This is a genomic window from Micromonospora gifhornensis, assembly GCF_016863515.1.
In the GTDB taxonomy this organism is placed as follows: Bacteria; Actinomycetota; Actinomycetes; order Mycobacteriales; family Micromonosporaceae; genus Micromonospora; species Micromonospora gifhornensis.
In genome coordinates, this window is the sequence record NZ_BOPA01000056.1 from 17,319 (window position 1) to 34,077 (window position 16,759).

At 70.4% G+C, this 16,759-nt stretch carries 15 protein-coding genes; 8 read left to right on the plus strand and 7 right to left on the minus strand.

Features of this window, described 5'->3' with window-relative positions; translation table 11 throughout:
* Positions 1 to 102 precede the first annotated feature (102 nt).
* From Vgi01_RS27990 to Vgi01_RS28005, 4 genes are all read left to right on the plus strand, one after another.
* The gene (locus tag Vgi01_RS27990) at positions 103 to 1,086 is read left to right on the plus strand and encodes an NAD(P)-dependent alcohol dehydrogenase (RefSeq protein ID WP_102656421.1); all 984 of its coding nucleotides are present in this window, start codon (positions 103 to 105) and stop codon (positions 1,084 to 1,086) included.
* A 52-nt stretch (positions 1,087 to 1,138) separates the two neighbouring features.
* Positions 1,139 to 1,501 (plus strand): metalloregulator ArsR/SmtB family transcription factor, encoded by a 363-nt coding sequence (locus tag Vgi01_RS27995; RefSeq protein WP_102656420.1) that lies wholly within the window; start codon positions 1,139 to 1,141, stop codon positions 1,499 to 1,501.
* Complete coding sequence (locus Vgi01_RS28000; protein ID WP_204293055.1) at positions 1,498 to 2,001, plus strand: SRPBCC family protein; 504 nt, start codon at positions 1,498 to 1,500, stop codon at positions 1,999 to 2,001. Before Vgi01_RS27995 ends, Vgi01_RS28000 begins: the two co-directional genes overlap by 4 nt.
* Before the next feature lie 140 nt (positions 2,002 to 2,141).
* Positions 2,142 to 4,403 (plus strand): catalase, encoded by a 2,262-nt coding sequence (locus Vgi01_RS28005; RefSeq protein ID WP_204293056.1) that lies wholly within the window; start codon positions 2,142 to 2,144, stop codon positions 4,401 to 4,403.
* Between the two features lie 111 nt (positions 4,404 to 4,514).
* On the opposite strand, the gene Vgi01_RS28010 is transcribed toward Vgi01_RS28005, so the two are convergent.
* The 7 genes from Vgi01_RS28010 to Vgi01_RS28040 form a co-directional block, all read right to left on the minus strand.
* On the minus strand, positions 4,515 to 5,774 hold the full coding sequence (locus Vgi01_RS28010; protein WP_204293057.1) for a cytochrome P450: 1,260 nt from the start codon (positions 5,772 to 5,774) through the stop codon (positions 4,515 to 4,517).
* Positions 5,775 to 5,816: 42 nt separating this feature from the next.
* On the minus strand, positions 5,817 to 6,281 hold the full coding sequence (locus Vgi01_RS28015) for a GNAT family N-acetyltransferase (RefSeq protein WP_239089195.1): 465 nt from the start codon (positions 6,279 to 6,281) through the stop codon (positions 5,817 to 5,819).
* A 47-nt stretch (positions 6,282 to 6,328) separates the two neighbouring features.
* Positions 6,329 to 7,753, minus strand: a complete 1,425-nt coding sequence (rox, locus tag Vgi01_RS28020; protein WP_204293059.1) for a rifampin monooxygenase — start codon at positions 7,751 to 7,753, stop codon at positions 6,329 to 6,331.
* Positions 7,754 to 7,995: 242 nt separating this feature from the next.
* Positions 7,996 to 9,273 (minus strand): multidrug effflux MFS transporter, encoded by a 1,278-nt coding sequence (locus Vgi01_RS28025; protein ID WP_239089196.1) that lies wholly within the window; start codon positions 9,271 to 9,273, stop codon positions 7,996 to 7,998.
* A gap of 440 nt (positions 9,274 to 9,713) precedes the next feature.
* Positions 9,714 to 11,309, minus strand: coding sequence for a GMC family oxidoreductase (locus Vgi01_RS28030; RefSeq protein ID WP_204293060.1), 1,596 nt, complete (start codon positions 11,307 to 11,309; stop codon positions 9,714 to 9,716).
* A gap of 145 nt (positions 11,310 to 11,454) precedes the next feature.
* Positions 11,455 to 13,128, minus strand: coding sequence for a sodium:solute symporter family protein (locus Vgi01_RS28035; RefSeq protein WP_102656414.1), 1,674 nt, complete (start codon positions 13,126 to 13,128; stop codon positions 11,455 to 11,457).
* A complete protein-coding gene (locus Vgi01_RS28040) occupies positions 13,125 to 13,469 on the minus strand; it encodes a DUF4212 domain-containing protein (RefSeq protein ID WP_102656413.1) in 345 nt (114 codons plus the stop codon). The genes Vgi01_RS28035 and Vgi01_RS28040 overlap by 4 nt, the downstream gene beginning before the upstream one ends.
* A 395-nt stretch (positions 13,470 to 13,864) precedes the next feature.
* Between Vgi01_RS28040 and Vgi01_RS28045 the strand changes: the two genes are divergently transcribed.
* The 4 genes from Vgi01_RS28045 to Vgi01_RS28060 all read left to right on the plus strand — a co-directional run bounded on the left by Vgi01_RS28045 (position 13,865) and on the right by Vgi01_RS28060 (position 16,498).
* Complete coding sequence (locus Vgi01_RS28045; RefSeq protein WP_204293061.1) at positions 13,865 to 14,278, plus strand: hypothetical protein; 414 nt, start codon at positions 13,865 to 13,867, stop codon at positions 14,276 to 14,278.
* A gap of 146 nt (positions 14,279 to 14,424) precedes the next feature.
* The gene (locus Vgi01_RS28050) at positions 14,425 to 15,084 is read left to right on the plus strand and encodes a hypothetical protein (protein ID WP_233196592.1); all 660 of its coding nucleotides are present in this window, start codon (positions 14,425 to 14,427) and stop codon (positions 15,082 to 15,084) included.
* A gap of 95 nt (positions 15,085 to 15,179) precedes the next feature.
* A complete protein-coding gene (locus Vgi01_RS28055; protein ID WP_102656410.1) occupies positions 15,180 to 15,689 on the plus strand; it encodes a sigma-70 family RNA polymerase sigma factor in 510 nt (169 codons plus the stop codon).
* Positions 15,686 to 16,498 (plus strand): RICIN domain-containing protein, encoded by an 813-nt coding sequence (locus Vgi01_RS28060; protein WP_204293062.1) that lies wholly within the window; start codon positions 15,686 to 15,688, stop codon positions 16,496 to 16,498. Before Vgi01_RS28055 ends, Vgi01_RS28060 begins: the two co-directional genes overlap by 4 nt.
* Positions 16,499 to 16,759 lie beyond the last annotated feature (261 nt).

Sequence of the window (16,759 nt, forward strand, 5' to 3'; positions counted from 1 at the left end):
CGGGTGCCGGGAAAACCATAACCGCCTTGACAGGTGTACGGCGTACACCTACCGTAGGTCGCAACGGTGTACGCCGTACACCTGGCAAGGGGGGGAAGCGCGATGAGAGCGATCGTCCAGGACCGGTACGGCCCGCCCGAGACACTGCACCTCGCCGACGTCGACGTGCCGGTGCCCGCCGCCGGCGAGGTGCTCGTGCGCGTCGAGGCCGCCGCGCTCAACGCGTACGACTGGCACATCGTGCGCGGCGACCCCTGGATGTCCCGACTGGCCTTCGGCCCGGCGAAGCCTCGGGCGCGCATCCGTGGCCGCGACTTCGCCGGCCGGGTGAGCGCCGTCGGTCCCGACGTCCACCAGGTACGCCCCGGCGACGCCGTCTTCGGCGACCTCGGCGACGCCAACGGCGCGTTCGCCGAGTACGTCTGCGTACCGGAGACCCTGGTCGCGCCCGCGCCGACGAACCTGACCCCGCAGCAGGCCGCCGCCCTGCCGCTGGCCGGGGTCACCGCCCTCATGGGACTGTCCGACGTCGGGCGGGTCGAGCCCGGTCAACGGGTCCTCGTCAACGGCGCCTCCGGCGGCGTCGGCACCCTGGCCGTGCAGCTGGCCAAGGCCCTCGGCGCGACCGTGACGGCGGTGTGCAGCACCCGCAACGTCGACCTGGTCCGCTCCCTGGGCGCCGACCACGTGGTCGACTACACCTGCGACGACTTCACCCGCGACGACCGCCGCCACGACCTGGTGTTCGACCTGGTCGGCAACCGTTCACTGGCCGCGCTGCGGCGCGCGGTGACCCCGACCGGGACGCTTGTGCTCTCCGGCGGCGGTGTCCGCCGTCGGGGCAGCCTGCTCGGACCGGTCTGGTTGCTGGCCCGAGGGCGGCTGCTGGCCCCCGTCGTCGGGCAGCGCATCGCCATCCTCACCGCGACACCCAGCCGTGCCCACCTCGACACCCTCCGCGCGTACGTGGAGGCAGGCCGGCTCACCCCGGTCATCGACCGGACCTACCCGCTGCACGAGGTGCCACAGGCCATCGGCTACCTCGAAGGCGAACACGCCCGGGCGAAGGTGGTCATCACCATCTGAGCGGCCCGGTGCTCCGCTGGAATACCCGTAACCCATCGGTTACGCTTCTGCGGTGGACAAGGTAGCCGGCGCCATCGCCGATCCGGTCCGCCGGCGGATCCTCGAACTGCTGCGGGAACGCCGGCTCACAGCCGGGCGGATCGCCGAACACTTCGAGATCAGCCGACCCGCGGTCAGTCGCCACCTGCGCGTGCTGCGCGAGAGCGGTCTGGTGCACGACACCCTGGTGGGTCGCGAGCGTCGCTACGAGTTGGACGCGACACGCTTCGACGAGCTGAATCGTTGGCTGTCGCAGTTCGCTCAGCCCGAGCGCTGGGAGCGCCGGTTCGACGCGCTGGAGACCGAGGTTCACCGTACCCGCCGCGAGCGCCGTACCGGCCGCTCGCCCAACCACCGTGAGGAGCGGACAGCGTGACACTCACACCAACCGGACGCCTCTTCGGCACCGACCGCGGCACCGACCTGGTCATCACCCGCGAATTTCGCGCCCCCGTCGAGGACGTCTGGGCCAGCCTTACCGAACCTGACCGCACGGCCCGCTGGTACGGCCGCTGGGACGGTCACGCCGCACCCGGTCGCAGCGTCCGACTCCAGATGGCCTTCGAGGACGGGCAGCCGTGGTCCGAGCTACGGATCGACGCCTGTGAGCCACCCCGTCGGCTCGCCCTCTCCAGCCAGGACGAAGCCGGTTCCTGGCGGTGGGAGGTGCAGCTCACCCCGCAGGGGGAGCGGACGGAACTGCGCTTCGTCCAGCACCTGGACACGGTCGAGGGCCTCGGCGAGATCGGGCCCGGCTGGGAGTACTACCTGGATCGGCTGCTGGCCGCCCACCACGGCACCACGATGCCGTCGTTCGACGACTACTACCCGGCCATGAAGACCTATTTCGATCAGTTGAGCCTGTCGCCGCGCTGATCTCCTGCGCCGGCAAGCGCCCGCTCCGGCGGATGTGATCGATTCGGCGGCGTCGAGTGTCTTCGGCCCGTTTTGTTCTCCCTGGCCAGGGTACCGCCCCTGGGGTCCGGTCGTTGTGCTCCAGGGAGGTACCTGCAGAGATGGAATCGCGTAACCCCGCCAAGGCGGTCAAGGACGTCGTGGAATCCGCGGCGGAGAAGGTCACCGAGGCACTGACCCCGCAGGTGCCCGGTGCGCCGGGCAGCGCCCCGCCGTCCCTGGCGGAGCCGACCACCCCGCACGACCCGCTGCCACCCAAGCCCGAGCAGGGCACTCCGCAGACCCGTACGCCCACCGGCGCGAAGACCGGCACGCCGCCGACGGCAAAGGGTCAGCAGGGTCCCTTCCTCACCACCGCGCAGGGGGCGCGGCTGCGGGACACGGACCACTCGCTCAAGGCGGGACCGCGCGGCCCGGTGCTGCTCCAGGACCACCACCTGCGGGAAAAGATCACCCACTTCGACCACGAGCGCATCCCCGAGCGGGTCGTGCACGCCCGGGGCGCCGGCGCGCACGGGCTGTTCACCGCGTACGGCACCGCCGAGAACGTCACCCGGGCCGGTTTCCTGCGCAAGGGCCGCGAGACCGAGGTCTTCGTCCGCTTCTCCACCGTGCTCGGTTCGCGCGGTTCGGCCGACACGGTACGCGACACCCGTGGCTTCGCCACCAAGTTCTACACCGACGAGGGCACCTTCGACCTGGTCGCCAACAACATGCCGGTCTTCTTCATCCAGGACGCCATCAAGTTCCCCGACATCATCCACGCCGCCAAGCCGCACCCGGACCGGGAGATCCCGCAGGCGCAGAGCGCCCACGACACCTTCTGGGACTTCGTCTCCCTGCACACCGAGGCGCAGCACCACACCATGTGGAACATGTCCGACCGGGGCATCCCGCGCTCGTACCGGACCATGGAGGGCTTCGGGGTCCACACCTTCCGCATGGTCAACGCGGCGGGGGAGACGGCGCTTGTAAAGTTCCACTGGAAGCCCAAGCTGGGCGTGCACTCCCTGGTCTGGGAGGAGGCGCAGCTGCTCAACGGGATCGACCCGGACTTCCACCGTCGGGACCTCTACGACGCCATCGAGGCCGGCGCGTTTCCCGAGTGGGAACTCGGCATCCAGGTCTTCCCGGACACCCCGGAGGAGACGTTCGCCGGCATCGACCTGCTCGACCCGACCAAGATCGTGCCGGAGGAGCTCGCGCCGGTGCAGCCCATCGGCAAGCTGGTGCTCAACCGCACCCCGACGAACTTCTTCGCCGAGACCGAGCAGGTCGCCTTCCACGTCGGTCACCTGCCGCCGGGCATCGACGTCACGAACGACCCGCTGTTGCAGGGCCGCCTCTTCTCGTACGTCGACACGCAGTTGACCCGGCTGGCCGGGCCGAACTTCTCGCAGATCCCGATCAACCGGCCGCACGCCGCGGTCAACGACATGCTGCGGGACGGCTTCCACCAGCACGCCATCCACGCCGGGGTGGCACCCTACCGGCCGAACTCCCTCGACGGCGGCAACCCGTTCCCGGCCGGCGACGACGACCACCCGTTCGTCGACGTACCCGTCCAGGTGGCCCAGGCCCCCAAGATCCGGCAGAGTCCGGCGTCCTTCGACGATCACTTCAGCCAGGCCCGGCTCTTCTGGCTGAGCATGTCCCCGGTCGAGCAGGAACACATCATCCGGGCCTACACCTTCGAGCTGGGCAAGTGCTACCACCAGGCGATCAAGGAACGGCAGCTGCAATGCCTGGCCAACATCGACCCGGTGCTCTGCGCCCAGGTCGCCACCGGCCTGGGACTGCCCGCACCGAAGCCGACAGTACCGCTGGCCGACGTCGAGCCCAGCCCCGCGCTCTCGCAGGTGGGCCGGCAGTGGCCGGTCGACGGCCGGACGGTCGGCATCGTGGTGACCGACGACAGCGACCTCGACACCCTCCACCAGGTGCGTCGCGCCGTCTTCGCCGCGGACATGGTGCCGCTGCTGATCGCCGGGCACGGCGGCATGATCGGCGATCTGCCGGTGCAGCGCACCTTCGCCACCGGCCGCTCGGTCGAGTTCGACGCGCTCCTGCTCGCCGCCGCCCCACCACCGGCCCCCGACGCGCTGCCCGCCCGGGACGCCAAGGCCGGCGCGGCGAACTCCGCCACCGTCGACCCCCGGGTGCTGCTCCTGGTCGAGGAGGTCTGGCGGCACGCCAAGGCGATCGGCGCCTGGGGCGCCGGCGTCACCGTCCTGGACCAGGCCGGTGTCACCGGCAGCCCGGGTGTGGTCACCGGCGACTCCGCCGATGACGTCTTCGGCACCGTCCAGCAACTGATGACCAACCACCGGGTCTGGGAAAGGTTCCCCGCCTCGGTCGGCTGATCCAGCTCGAAACGCCGGTGCCCCGCCTGCTCAACGGCGGGGCACCGGCGTTTCAGTGGGTCCTCGGCTGCGGTGCGAGGCACCCGGTGTCAGCGGCTGCTCAGCGGCGCGTCAGTGGGTGGCCAGTGGCGCGGCGCTGCGGGCGGGCACGGCCATCACCAGACCGCTGACCGGCCGGGTCGGGATGCGGTGCAGCGGAATGTCCAGGTCCTGGGCGGGCACCTGGTGGTCGAGGCGGGCCAGCCGTACGGCCAGGGCCTTCAGTAGCGCGACGGTGATCTGCTCCCCGGGGCAGCGATGGCCGGTACGCGGGTCGCCGCCGCCCTGCGGTACGAGGTCGAAGGCACCGATCTCCCGACCGACGAAGCGGTCCGGATCGAACCGGTACGGGTCCGGCCAGAGTCGCGCGTCGTGGTTCTGGCCGTACAGGTCGAGCAGGACGATCGCGCCGGCGGGGATGTCCACGCCGCGCCAGGTCAGGTCGGTCCTGGCCCGGCCGCCGATGAAGGGTGCGAACGGGTAGAAGCGGCGTACCTCGTGGGCGAATGCCTCGGCGAAGACGGTGTCGCCCTGTCGGAGCCGGTCGCGGTGCTCGGGCCAGCGGTGCAGGGCGTGTCCGGCGAAGGTCACGAACCAGGTCACCGCGACGGTCGGTCGGATGATGTTGAGCAGTTCCACCGCGGCGATCCGCGGGTCGAGCAGTTCACCGTCGCTGTCCCGGTGCTCGGCCACGACCGCCAGCGCCGCGCCCGGCGGCACGTCAAGCTCACCCCGCCGGAGCTGGGTGACGATGTCGGCCAGCCAGCGCTCCCGACGTCCCCGCGCCCGGCGGGCCCGCCAGTGCCGGGGCCCGGCAGTGGCGAAGCCGTCGACCATCGCGACCAGGTCGGCCGCGAGTGCCGGAAGGTCCTGCGGCTGCACGGGGATGCCGGTCCACTCGCAGACCGCGCGGGCCAACACGGGGGCCGTCTCGTCGAAGAGCACCACCTGCCGCCCCGCCCAGGATCGGGTGGCCGCGTCCCACGCCGTGTCGGCCCGCTCCACCAGGCCGTCGTAGCCGCCGTTCATCAGCAGCGCGGTGAACATCGCCTTGCGCACCCGGTGCGGCTCGCCGTCGAGGGTGTGTACGGCGCCCTTGCCGAACAGCGTGCCGCGCAGCGGCTCGGGAATGGCGCCGTGCCGGCGGATGTGCTGCTCGTCGTAGAAGAACCGGGCGGCGTCGGGCCCGCGCAGCGCCACCGTGGTCTGACCGAGCAGACGGGTCCGCACCACGTCGTCCGGGCTGTGGCGCAGGCGGTTGGGCAGCCATCCGTAGCCCTGGATCGCGAGCGTCAGCGTGTCGTCCATGCGTCCCATCAGGTCAACCAGCATGCCGCTGGTCCTGCCCACTGCGAGCGTGGTCAAACCAGCGACTCACTGCTGCGCCACCAGGGTCTTCCGCATCTGCTGCGTGACCACCCGGTATCCCGAACTGCCGTACAGCCCGACGGCGCGGGCGTTGTCACCGAAGACGTTGAGTTCGATGGCACCGACGCCGTGCCGACGGACCGCGTCCTCACCGGCGGCGAGCAGGGCCCGCCCGTAACCCGCCCCACGGTGGTCCGCGCCGATCTCGATGTCGTAGAGGAACGCGCAGTCCGGAACGCCACGCGGATGGGTGAGGCCGATCCACAACACCCCGATCGGTGTCCCGTCGCGGAGTTCACCGGTGAGGAACAGCATCCCGGGGGTGCCGAAACCCGCCGGCAGCAGGGCGTCGTTGTTCTGCTGGGCCAGTTCCTGGGCCTCCTCGGCGGGCCAGTTGCCGGCCGCCACCTGCGCGTCCGCGAAGGCCCGCACAATGCCGGCCCGCCACCTGTCGAACTCTGCCTCGGTCATCGGTCGCACCGTCAGCTCAGACATGCGCGAGATGCTCGCACATCACGTCAATCAGTCGGGTCGCCGAACCAGCGCGGTAGCTGGCCCCGCAACTCCTGCTGATCGGCACCGGCCCAGGCGATGTGGCCGTCGGGCCGCAGCAGGATCGCGGGTACGTCCAGCTCGCCACTGGTGTCCACGACGTGATCGACCCGGTCGGCCCAGCCGGCGACCGAGAGCCGGCCGGTCTGGTCGAGCAGCAGCCCACGACCGGTCCGGGTCAGCTCGTAGAGGCGTCCCCGCTGCAACGGCACGTCCCGCATCCGTCGGCCGAGCAGGTCGTGCCCCACGCCGAAGTCGTACCGGACGCCGATCGCGGTGATCTTCTCGGTCAGGTGCCGGTTGACCTCCTCGAAGTCCATCAGCTCCGACAGCAGCCGGCGCATCGACTGCGGGCCCGGCTCGGTGGAGAGCAATTCCATCTGCGCCCGAGTGTTGTCCAGCACGTCCGCGGCGACCGGATGCCGTTCGGTGTGGTAACTGTCCAGCAGCCCCTCCGGGGCCCACCCGTTGACCTCGGCCGCCAGTTTCCAGCCGACGTTTACCGCGTCCTGGATGCCGAGGTTGAGGCCCTGCCCACCGGTCGGCGGGTGGATGTGCGCGGCGTCGCCGGCCAACAGCACCCGGTCCACCCGGTAACGCTCGGCCAGCCGGGTGGCGTCACCGAAGCGGGACAGCCAGCGCGGTGAGTGCACCCCGAAGTCGGTGCCCGCGTACGCCCGCAGTTGCTGTTTGAACTCGTCGAGCGTCGGCGCGACGGTCCGGTCGACGGCCACCTTCTCGGCGGGCACGATGACCCGGTAGACCCCGTTGCCGAGGGGCCCGAGACCGAACCGCTTCTGGGTCTTGCGGATCTCGGTGACCCTGGCGACGATCGTGTCCAGCGGGGCATCCGCCTCCATCTCACCCAGCAGCGTGTCGACCCGGCTCGGCTCGCCGGGAAAACCAACCCCGAGCAGATTGCGTACGGTGCTGCGCCCGCCGTCACACCCGACCAGGTAGCGTGCCCGCAACCGGGTGCCGTCTGCCAGCTCGGCGGTGACGCCGTGCTCGTCCTGACTCAGCCCGACCACTTCGCAGCCGCGCCGCAGGTCCGCGCCGACGGCCACGGCATGCTCGGCGAGCAGCCGGTCGGTGGTGGTCTGCGGAATGCCGAGCACGTACGCGTGTGCGCTGTCCAGCTCCGGCGCCGGCTTGTCGATCCCGGCGAAGAAGCCGCCGACCGGGTACCGCTGGCCGTGCGCGAGGAAGGTGTCCAGCAGCCCGCGCTGGTCCAACACCTCGATGCTGCGTACGTGCAGGCCGAGCGACCGGACGAAACTCGTCGGCTGCGAATCCTTTTCCAGTACGACGACCTGCACCCCGTGCAGCCGTAACTCGGCGGCCAGCATCAGGCCGGTCGGTCCGCCGCCCACAACGATCACGTCAAACATGCGCCGCCCATTCGGTGAAGGATTCGGCCACCAGTTCCTGCGGCTGCACTCACACCGCAGGCGCTGCCGTTTCCGCAGCTCGTGGCCTCGGGCGCAGATTCTGCGCCATCACCAGGGTCTTGCCGCAAGACCCCCTGTGCGCTATAAGTTAAGAGTGGCAGGAAGCGATCAGCTTCCTGCTTTTCGCATTTCCCGGCCCTGATGTCGTCGCGAGGCTGCCCCGTCTGTGCGCCGGCACCGGATCAGTGCAGTGCGACGGCCACCGGCTCCGCTTCCACTGCGGCGAGCTGGTCGGGCCGGGCCACGACGAGCAGGGCGAGCAGTGCCGAGGCCAGGCCGCCGGCGATCACCGCGGCCATCGCCACCGCGCCGTTGCCGAGCACGCCGACCAGCGGCGCGGCCACCGCGCCGACGCCGAACTGCACCGCGCCGAGCAGAGCGGAAGCGGTACCGGCCGCCTCACCGTGCCGGCTGAGCGCCAACGCCGGCGCGTTCGGCAGCGCGAGGCCGGTCGCGGCCAGCACCAACCACAGCGCGGCCAGCAGCGCCGGCAGCCCGCCGAATCCGGTCACGGCGAGCGCGACGAGCACCAGAGCGGCAGCGGTGCCCGCGAGCAGGGCGACCAGCAGGATCCGCTGCGGGGTGTAGCGGCGCAGCAGTCGCACGTTGCCCTGGGTGGCGGCGATCAGCCCGACGGCACCGGCACCGAAGGCGAGCCCGAACTGCTGCTCGTCCAGCCCGTACTGCTCCTGCATGACGAACGAGGACCCGGCGACGTAGGCGAACAGCGCCGCCATGGCCAGACCGGCAACCATGATCAATCCGACGAAGGCGCGGTCGCGGAGCAGACCACCGTAGAGCCGCGCGATGTGCAGCGGCCCGCCGCGTTGCCGCTGCGCGGGCGGCAACGTCTCCGGCAGCCCCAACACGGCGACGAGCATCAGCAGTACGCCGAAGACGGCCAGGGCCGCGAACACGCCACGCCACTGCGTCCACCGCAGCAGTTCGCTGCCGAGCGTGGGGGCGAGCACCGGCGCGGCACCCATCACCAGCAGCAGCCGGGACAGCGTGCGGGCGAATGCGATGCCGGTGAACAGGTCACGCACCACGGCCATGGCGATCACGGCGGCGGCTGCCGCGCCGAGACCCTGCACGACCCGCAGCGCCCCCAGCACGGTGACGTTCGGGGCGAGCGCGCAGCACACCGAGGCGATGATGTGCAGCGCGGTGCCGGCGATCAGCGGTGCCCGGCGTCCGACGGCGTCGGAGAGGGGACCGATCAGCAGCTGACCCAACGCGAGACCGATAAGCGTGCCGGTGAGGGTCAGCTGGACCGCCGCCGAGCTGGTCGCGAAGTCGTCGACGATCGCGGGCAGCGCTGGCAGGTACATGTCGATGGTCAGCGGCCCCACCGCGATCAGCGAGCCGAGTACGAGGATCAGCCGCAGGCGTTGCCGAGGGGTCATCAGGTCGCCGGGCATCACCGGCCGCGGCGCCACGGCCGTGTCGACAGAGGTCATCGGATCGTCTCCACGAAACGGGCGGTCAGAGCAGTCAGCGGCGTGATCGTCACAACTGGCTGCAACCCACGACCGGCGAGCTGATTCCCGCTCCGGGCATTGGTAACGCAGGTCACAGCCAGCCGGACGATCCCGCCCGAGCGGTCGGGTCGGCAGCACGATGCACCGCCTGGTAACTCTCCGCCACTTGACCCGGCATGGGCATTCAGGCGCGCCGAGCCGGCCGCTTCTCTTTGGCCTATCTGCCTAGGATGCTTTACGGGTAGTGTTGCGGTCAACGCCGATAACAGCCACGTGGGTGGTCACGTGACCAGCAGCATCAGATGATCAGCCTGCGTCGTCAGGCGGTGTCCGTGACGGGCGACGCCGATTGCCGAGGTGCGGCTGCCGGCCGCTGGGGTACGGATGCGGGGGTCGCGGAGGGGCGAAGGCGGGGGAGGTCAGCGGTCGGCGCGGATCAGGTCGGCGGCGCGCCAGGCCAGCGCCATCACCGGGGCGTTGAGGTATCCCGAGACGAGTATCGGCAGCACCGACGCGTCCACGATGCGCAGGCCGGCCACACCGCGTACCCGCAGTCGGGGGTCCACCACGAAGTCGTCGCCCGGGCCCATCGCGCAGGTGCCCACCGCGTGGTAGCCGCAGTAGCCGAGGGCGAGCCCCGCCTCGATGATCTCCTCGTCGTCCTGCACCGCCGGGCCGGGCAGCGTCTCGGCGACGATCCGTTTGGCGATCGGCGCTGTGCCGAACAACTCCCGCACCCGCCGGAACGCGCCGACGGCGACCCGACGGTCGTGCGGGGCGGTGAAGTAGTTCGCCACGATCGCCGGTGCGGTGCCCGGGTCCGCCGAGGTGATGGCCAGGCTGCCTTCGCTCTCCGGCCGGGTCACCGTGACCTGGGCCATCAGCCCCGACTCGGACTCCAACTCGATCGCCCGTCCGGGGCGTCGGAGTGCTGCCGAGAAGGGCGCGAGCAGCAACTGCGCGTCGGGGTGCCCGACGTCCGGCGCGGAGCGGAAGTACGCCCCGACGTCGTACACCGGTAGGGCGAGCAACCCCCGTCGGGTGGTCAGGTAGCGCAGCATCTCGCGGGCCTGCCCGAGTGGGCGGCTCAGGCGGGCGTTGTAACCGGCCCGGCCGGCCAGCCGGAACTGCATGGGCGTGGTGCGGTGCTCGCGCATGCCGACCCCGACACGCGGCCGGTCCGCCAGCACCGGCACACCGGCCCGGCGCAGGGTGTCGGCCGGCCCGATGCCGGAGACCTGCAACAACTGCGGGCTGGCGATCGCCCCGGCGGCGAGGATCACCTCGGCGGCGGCCCGATGCTCGACACTCTGACCGCCCTGGCGGGTGCGTACCCCGATCGCCTGACCGTTCTCGATCAGGATGCGTACCACGACGGTGTCGACCACGACGGTGAGGTTGGGTCGGATTCGGACCGGGTGCAGGAAGGCGTCGGCGGCGTTGCTGCGGCGACCGTCGCGGATGGTCGCCATCAGGTAGCCGATGCGTTCGTCGTCGGTGGCGTTGAGGTCGTCCACCCGCTGCCAGCCCAGTTCCACCCCGGCGGCGATGGCGTTCTCACTGATCTCATCGGTGCCGGTGGCGGTGGACAGGCGCAGCGGCCCGCCGGCGCCGCGCATGTCCGAGGCGCCGAGCGGATTGTCCTCCAGGCGCTTGAAGATCGGCAGCATGGTGTCCCAACCCCAGCCGGGGTTGCCGAGACGTTCCAGCTCGTCGTAGTCGAGCCGGTCGCCGCGGCCGTACACCATGCCGTTTATCGAGCTGGACCCGCCGACCAGCCGACCGCGCTGCCAGACCTCCTGCTGGCCCGCTCGGACCTGCGCCGGGTAGTGCCAGGCGGTGCGTCGGTCGTCCATCAGGCGGCTGAATCCCTTGGGAATGCGGACCCAGGGGCTGCGGTCCCAGCCGCCGGCCTCGATGAGCAGGACCCGCGTGCCCGGGTCCTCGGTCAGCCGGTTCGCCAGCACACAACCGGCCGAGCCTGCACCCACCACGATGTAGTCGAACTCCGCCATGTCGGCCCCCCGGATCGGCGTGTCGCGCTGCCACACACCGTATTGGGTTGATCACCGCTGCGAAAGGGGTGAGTGCACCCGGCCGGTCGGCGGCCCCATCGCAGGGATGGGGCCGGCGACCGACTCCGATCGGGACGTGCTGCGCTCAGTCGGCGACGGCGGTCACCGCGCGACGTTCGGACGGGTACCGGATGTTCTCCACCATCTCCGAGATCTCCGCCGGAGGGGGTGCCGTCAGCTTCGAAACGACAATCGTCACGATGAAGTTGACGATGGCACCGATGGTGCCGATGCCCTCCGGGCTGATGTCGAAAATGTGCGGGTTGGCCGCGGTGCCGAACACCGGCAGCGTGTAGATCATGTAGCTGGCGGTGAACACCAAGCCGGTGATCATGCCGGCGGCAGCGCCTGTCGCGTTGCATCTCTTCCAGAAGATGCCGAGCACGATGACCGGGAAGAAGCTCGCCGCTGCCAGCCCGAACGCGAAGGCGACCACCTGGGCCACGAACGCGGGCGGGTTGATGCCGGCGTAGATGGAGATCAGCACCGCCAGGCCCATGGCGATCCGGCCGGCCAGCAGCCGCTGCTTGTCAGTCGAGTCCCGCTTGACCCGCCGGAAGTACAGGTCGTGCGAGAAGGACGACGAGATGACCAGCAGCAGGCCTGCGGCGGTGGACATGGCGGCGGCCAGACCACCGGCGGCGACCAGGCCCACGATCGGTGCCGGCAGGCCGGCGATCTCAGGACTGGCCAGCACCAGGATGTCGTTGTTGACGATCAGGTCCGCGCCGGAGGTCGGGCTGTTGCTGACCGAGTTGATGGTCGACACACCGTCGCTGACGGTGACCAGACCGGTCGCCGCCCAGTTGTTGACCCAGGAGGGCAACGCGTCCGCCGAGACGCCGTTGACACCCTGCAACAGGTTCAGCTTGGTGAACGCGCCCACCGCGGGAGCGGTGGTGTAGAGCAGGGCGATGAAGAGCAGCGCCCAGAACGCCGAGTAGCGGGCGCCCCGCACGCTCTTGGTGGTGTAGAACCGGACGATCACGTGCGGCAGGCCGGCGGTGCCGATCATCAGCGACATGGTTACCAGGAAGACGTCGATCTGCGGACGGGCCGCGAACGCCTCGGTGAACTGGGCCATCCCCAGCTCGACGCTTATCGCGTTGAGCTCGTCGAGGATCTGCCCGAAGGACAGCTGCGGGATCGGTACGCCGGTCATCTGCTGGGCCACCGCCACGGCGGGGATCAGGTAGGCCGTGATCAGCACCGAGTACTGGGCCACCTGGGTCCAGGTGATGCCCTTCATGCCGCCGAGCACCGCGTACAGGCCGATGATCACGGCGGCGACGATGACGCCGCCGGTGACGTCCAGGCCCAGGAATCGGCTGAAGACGATGCCACCACCGCGCATCTGCCCGACCACGTAGGTGAAGGAGATGATGATGGCCGCGACGGCAGCCACGGTGCGCACCGTCTCCGAGTACCGGTCGCCGACGAACTCGGGCACCGTGAACTTGCCCCACTTGCGCAGGTACGGCGCGATCAGCAGAGCCAGCAGGACGTAGCCACCGGTCCAGCCCATCAGGTAGATGGAGCCGTCCGAGCCGAGGAAGGCGATCAGGCCGGCCATCGAGATGAAAGAGGCGGCGGACATCCAGTCGGCGGCGACCGCGGCACCGTTGGCGACGGTCGGAATGCCCTGGCCGGCGACGTAGAAGCCGGCGGTCTCCCGCACCCGGCTGCGCCAGGCGATGTAGAGGTAGACGGCGAAGGATCCGCCGATGAAGACAAGTGTCCAGAGCTGGATGTCGCTCACTTGGCCGCCTCCTCGGTCTCCGGCTCGGCGACCCCGAACTGGCTGTCCAGGCGGTCCATCATCTTGGCGTAGACCAGGATCAGGATCACGAAGACGTAGATCGACCCCTGTTGGGCGAACCAGAAACCGAGCGGGAATCCGGCGATGACGATTTCGTTGAGCGGCTCGACCAGCAGAACGCCGAAGCCGAACGACACGATGAACCAGATGGCCAGCAGGATCACCATGAGCCGCAGGTTCCGGTTCCAGTACTCCTTGCGCCAACCGTTGTCCGGCGGGGCCGACCCGGGCGGTGGTGGCTCGCCACCGCGGGCTTCCTGCTCGGGGGTTACCTCGGTCATCTCTTGAAGCCTCCTGGTCGGTACGGAAACGACGAATCCGGCGAGGGGCCTGCGGCGCCGTACCCGGCCGGTGAGGGCACGAGCCTTTGCCGCTGCCCGATCCGCGCTCCCGCGCCCCGTGCTGCCTTGACGCGGGCTGTGCGGTCGGTCACACCTTTGGTCTCGGAAGCGAACGCGAACCGGCCGAGGCAGGCAAGAGTTGATCTGTCGAACGGCTGCTGTGCGTCGGTGAGCGGTCTGGAGAGTTCCGCGAACGGTCGACCGTGCCGTGCGACGACCACGGTGCGTCTGCTATGCGGCTGTTCGTGGTGATGTGGTGACCGCCTGCCGACGCATACCGACCACTCGCCGATCGTCGGGCACCGTTGTCGGTCGCGGGCACCTAGCATCCCGACATGCCTGACACCGCAACCGCCGCCGCTCCGGCTCGCCGTCGCATCCTCCACGCCGGCAGCCTCGGCATGATCGTCGGCGGCCTGCTCGCCCTGGTCGGCTCGCTGCTGCCCTGGGTCATCACGCCGTTCGGTTCGCTGAACGGTGCGGCCGGCCCTGGACTGTGGACGCTGAGCGTGGCGTTCCTCGCCATCGCCGGTGCTCTGCTGCCGTACCGCAAGGTGGCCATCGCGCACAGCCTGATCCCCGGCCTGACCGTGGCGCTCATCGTCGGTTGGCAGGCTGCCCGCCTGATCAGCCTCAGCGCCAGCACCGACAGTTGGGGCCAGCTGATGCCCGGCATCGGCATGGTCATGGCCGCCGGAGGCGCGGTGGTCCTGATCCGTACCGGCATGCGTCTGCTCGCGATGCGCTGAGCATCGGGCTGTCCGCAACGCCCGACAAACAATGCGGCGGACGGGTGAAACCCGCTGCCGGCCCCACGCGTCATCAGGCTGAACAACCGAGGACCAGCCGTCGGCAGGGCTGCTGGCCCCGGCAGGCGAGGCAGCCGGGAGGAAACGTGGTGGTGGGTAGATGGCTCGCTGGAGCGAGCCTGGTGGCGCTGACAGGCGTCGCCGCAACGGTGTACGGGGTCGCGTCGGCGTCCGAAAACGACACACCGACGCCGAGCGTGGTGGCTGTCGAGGCGCCGGCTGCGGCCGTGCCGGTGGCCGGGGCGCGGCCGCCCGGTGCCGGGACGGGCAAGCCGCAGCCGACGCCGAGCGTCGACGCGGTGCTCTCCGGCACACGCCGGATCACGATCGTACGGGTGGGAGCCTTCGAGTCGGGCCTGTCGCTGCTCGACGGTGGTCGGCTTGCCGAGGTGGACGGCGCCGAGGGACGGCAGGTGTTCGTGCCGACTCCGCTGGGCGCGGGGGAGTACCTGATCAAGGCGTACTACGGTGGCGGCACCGGCAAGCCGATCTGCTGGCAGTCGCACAACCCGCAGAACACCCAACCGCTGTACGTGCGGGGTGCCACCTGCCGGGCGAACGACCCGGCGCAGCGGTTCGTCATCACCGCCGCCGAGGGTGGCGGCCCCCGGGAGTACGTGATCAGCAACCGCTGGGCGTACCTGCGAGACTCGGTACGATCCGGGCTGATCCTGGAGGAGTTGGGCGACGCCGCGCCGTTCAGCAGCTTCCGGTTCAACGACACCGGCCCGGCCCCGCGCAAGTGACCGGCCCGGTGACCCGGCCGTCCACCCCCGGCCGGGTCACCGGCGTGACCAGACAGTTGACGGGTTCAACCGGGTCGGGTGGGAGACTTTTATCGATGCGTGACGCTGCGGAGTTCGACGCTTTCTACTCCGCGTCCGTGCAGCGGGTGCTGGGACAGCTGTACGCGATGATCGGCAACCGGGCCGAGGCCGAGGACGCGGTGGCCGAGGCGTACGCCCGGGCCTGGGACCGGTGGTCCTCGGTGCGTGAGTGCGACAGCCCGGAAGCCTGGGTACGGCGGGTGGCCTACCGGGTGGCGGTGAGCGCCTGGCGCAAGACCGTCAACCGGCTGCGCGCCCACCGGCGGGACGCCACCGGGCAGCGGGTGGAGGCCACCTCGGTCGACCACGTCGCGGTGGTGACTGCGCTGCGGCGCATCCCCACCGAGCAGCGTCGGGTCGTGGTGCTGCACCATCTGGTCGGCCTCAGCGTCACCGAGATCGCGACCGAGGTGGGCAGCAACGAGAACACCGTCAAGACCCGGCTGGCCCGGGGCCGCCGGGCGCTGGCCGCCCATCTGACCGAGGAGAGCAGTCCCCACATGGACGGAGGGCGCAGCACGTGAGCTTCGACAACCAGCTCGACGACGCCCTACGGGCACTGGCGCGCGACGGCGGACAGGACAGCCGGATCCCCGCCGCCACCGACATCCGGCGACGCGGCGAAATCCGCCGCCGACGTCGCCGGACCGCCTCGGTCGCACTCGCCGCCACCGCAGTCGTCGCGCTCGGCGCGGGCGTCGCACTGGCCCGCCTCGGCGGCTCCACGCAGTCGATGCCGATCGACCCGGCCGGCCCGTCCACCGTCATCGGCCCGTCCACCAGCCCGTCCTCCTCGCCCACGGCTTCGCCCGGGACGCCCAGCAGCTCACCTGCGGCACCGAGCAGTTCCCCTGCCGCGCCGAGCAGTTCCGCCGCAGTGCCGCCGAGCACCGATCGGCTGCTGTCCGGCACACGCCAGGTAGCCATCGTGCGCACCGATGCGTTCGAGTCGGCAGTGTCGATGCTCGACGACGGCCGGCTCGCCGAGGTCGACGGCGTCGAGGGTCGCCGGCTGTTCGTGATCACGCCACAGGGCCCCGGCACCTACCAGATCCGTACCGCCGCCGACCCCGACACCGACCTGACCGACATCTGCTGGGAGGTCCGCTCCGCCGGCAGCCAGCCACTACGCGTCGAAGGCGTCCCCTGCGACCAGGACGAACCCCGACAGCTTTTCTCCCTCGATCCCGCCGCCGGAGGCACCTACCTGATCAGCAGCAACTCCGCCTACCTCCAGAACTCCCCGACCCGAGGCCTGATCCTCGAAGAGGCCGGCGACGCCCCGGTAACCGCCCGCTTCCGCCTCGTAGACAACGGCCCCGCCCCCAACTGACACCCCACCCTCGTCCGCCTTCCCCACCCCGTCCTCACCCGCTTTCCCCGTCGATCATGGAGTTTTGGTCGCCAGATCGAGGCATATCTACTATTTGTCCCGACCGAAACTCCATGATCGACGGGGCGGAGGGGTGGGGGAGGGGGCGTCGGGGTTGTGGGGAGGGTTGGGCGGGGCCCAGCGGGTCTGGTTGATCGTGGTGAGCACGTCGTGGGCGGCGGCCACGGGCACCTCGTCAAGATCGTGCTCGATCCAGGATCG

Excerpts from the sequence above, each read along its gene's own strand:
- Vgi01_RS28030 (WP_204293060.1), bottom strand. The coding sequence starts at position 11,309 with ATGGCGGAGTTCGACTACATCGTGGTGGGTGCAGGCTCGGCCGGTTGT.
- rox (WP_204293059.1), bottom strand. The coding sequence starts at position 7,753 with ATGTTTGACGTGATCGTTGTGGGCGGCGGACCGACCGGCCTGATGCTG.
- Vgi01_RS28025 (WP_239089196.1), bottom strand. The coding sequence starts at position 9,273 with ATGACCTCTGTCGACACGGCCGTGGCGCCGCGGCCGGTGATGCCCGGC.
- Vgi01_RS28015 (WP_239089195.1), bottom strand. The coding sequence starts at position 6,281 with ATGACCGAGGCAGAGTTCGACAGGTGGCGGGCCGGCATTGTGCGGGCC.
- Vgi01_RS28045 (WP_204293061.1), top strand. The coding sequence starts at position 13,865 with ATGCCTGACACCGCAACCGCCGCCGCTCCGGCTCGCCGTCGCATCCTC.
- Vgi01_RS28005 (WP_204293056.1), top strand. The coding sequence starts at position 2,142 with ATGGAATCGCGTAACCCCGCCAAGGCGGTCAAGGACGTCGTGGAATCC.
- Vgi01_RS28055 (WP_102656410.1), top strand. The coding sequence starts at position 15,180 with ATGCGTGACGCTGCGGAGTTCGACGCTTTCTACTCCGCGTCCGTGCAG.
- Vgi01_RS27990 (WP_102656421.1), top strand. The coding sequence starts at position 103 with ATGAGAGCGATCGTCCAGGACCGGTACGGCCCGCCCGAGACACTGCAC.
- Vgi01_RS28010 (WP_204293057.1), bottom strand. The coding sequence starts at position 5,774 with ATGCTGGTTGACCTGATGGGACGCATGGACGACACGCTGACGCTCGCG.
- Vgi01_RS28040 (WP_102656413.1), bottom strand. The coding sequence starts at position 13,469 with ATGACCGAGGTAACCCCCGAGCAGGAAGCCCGCGGTGGCGAGCCACCA.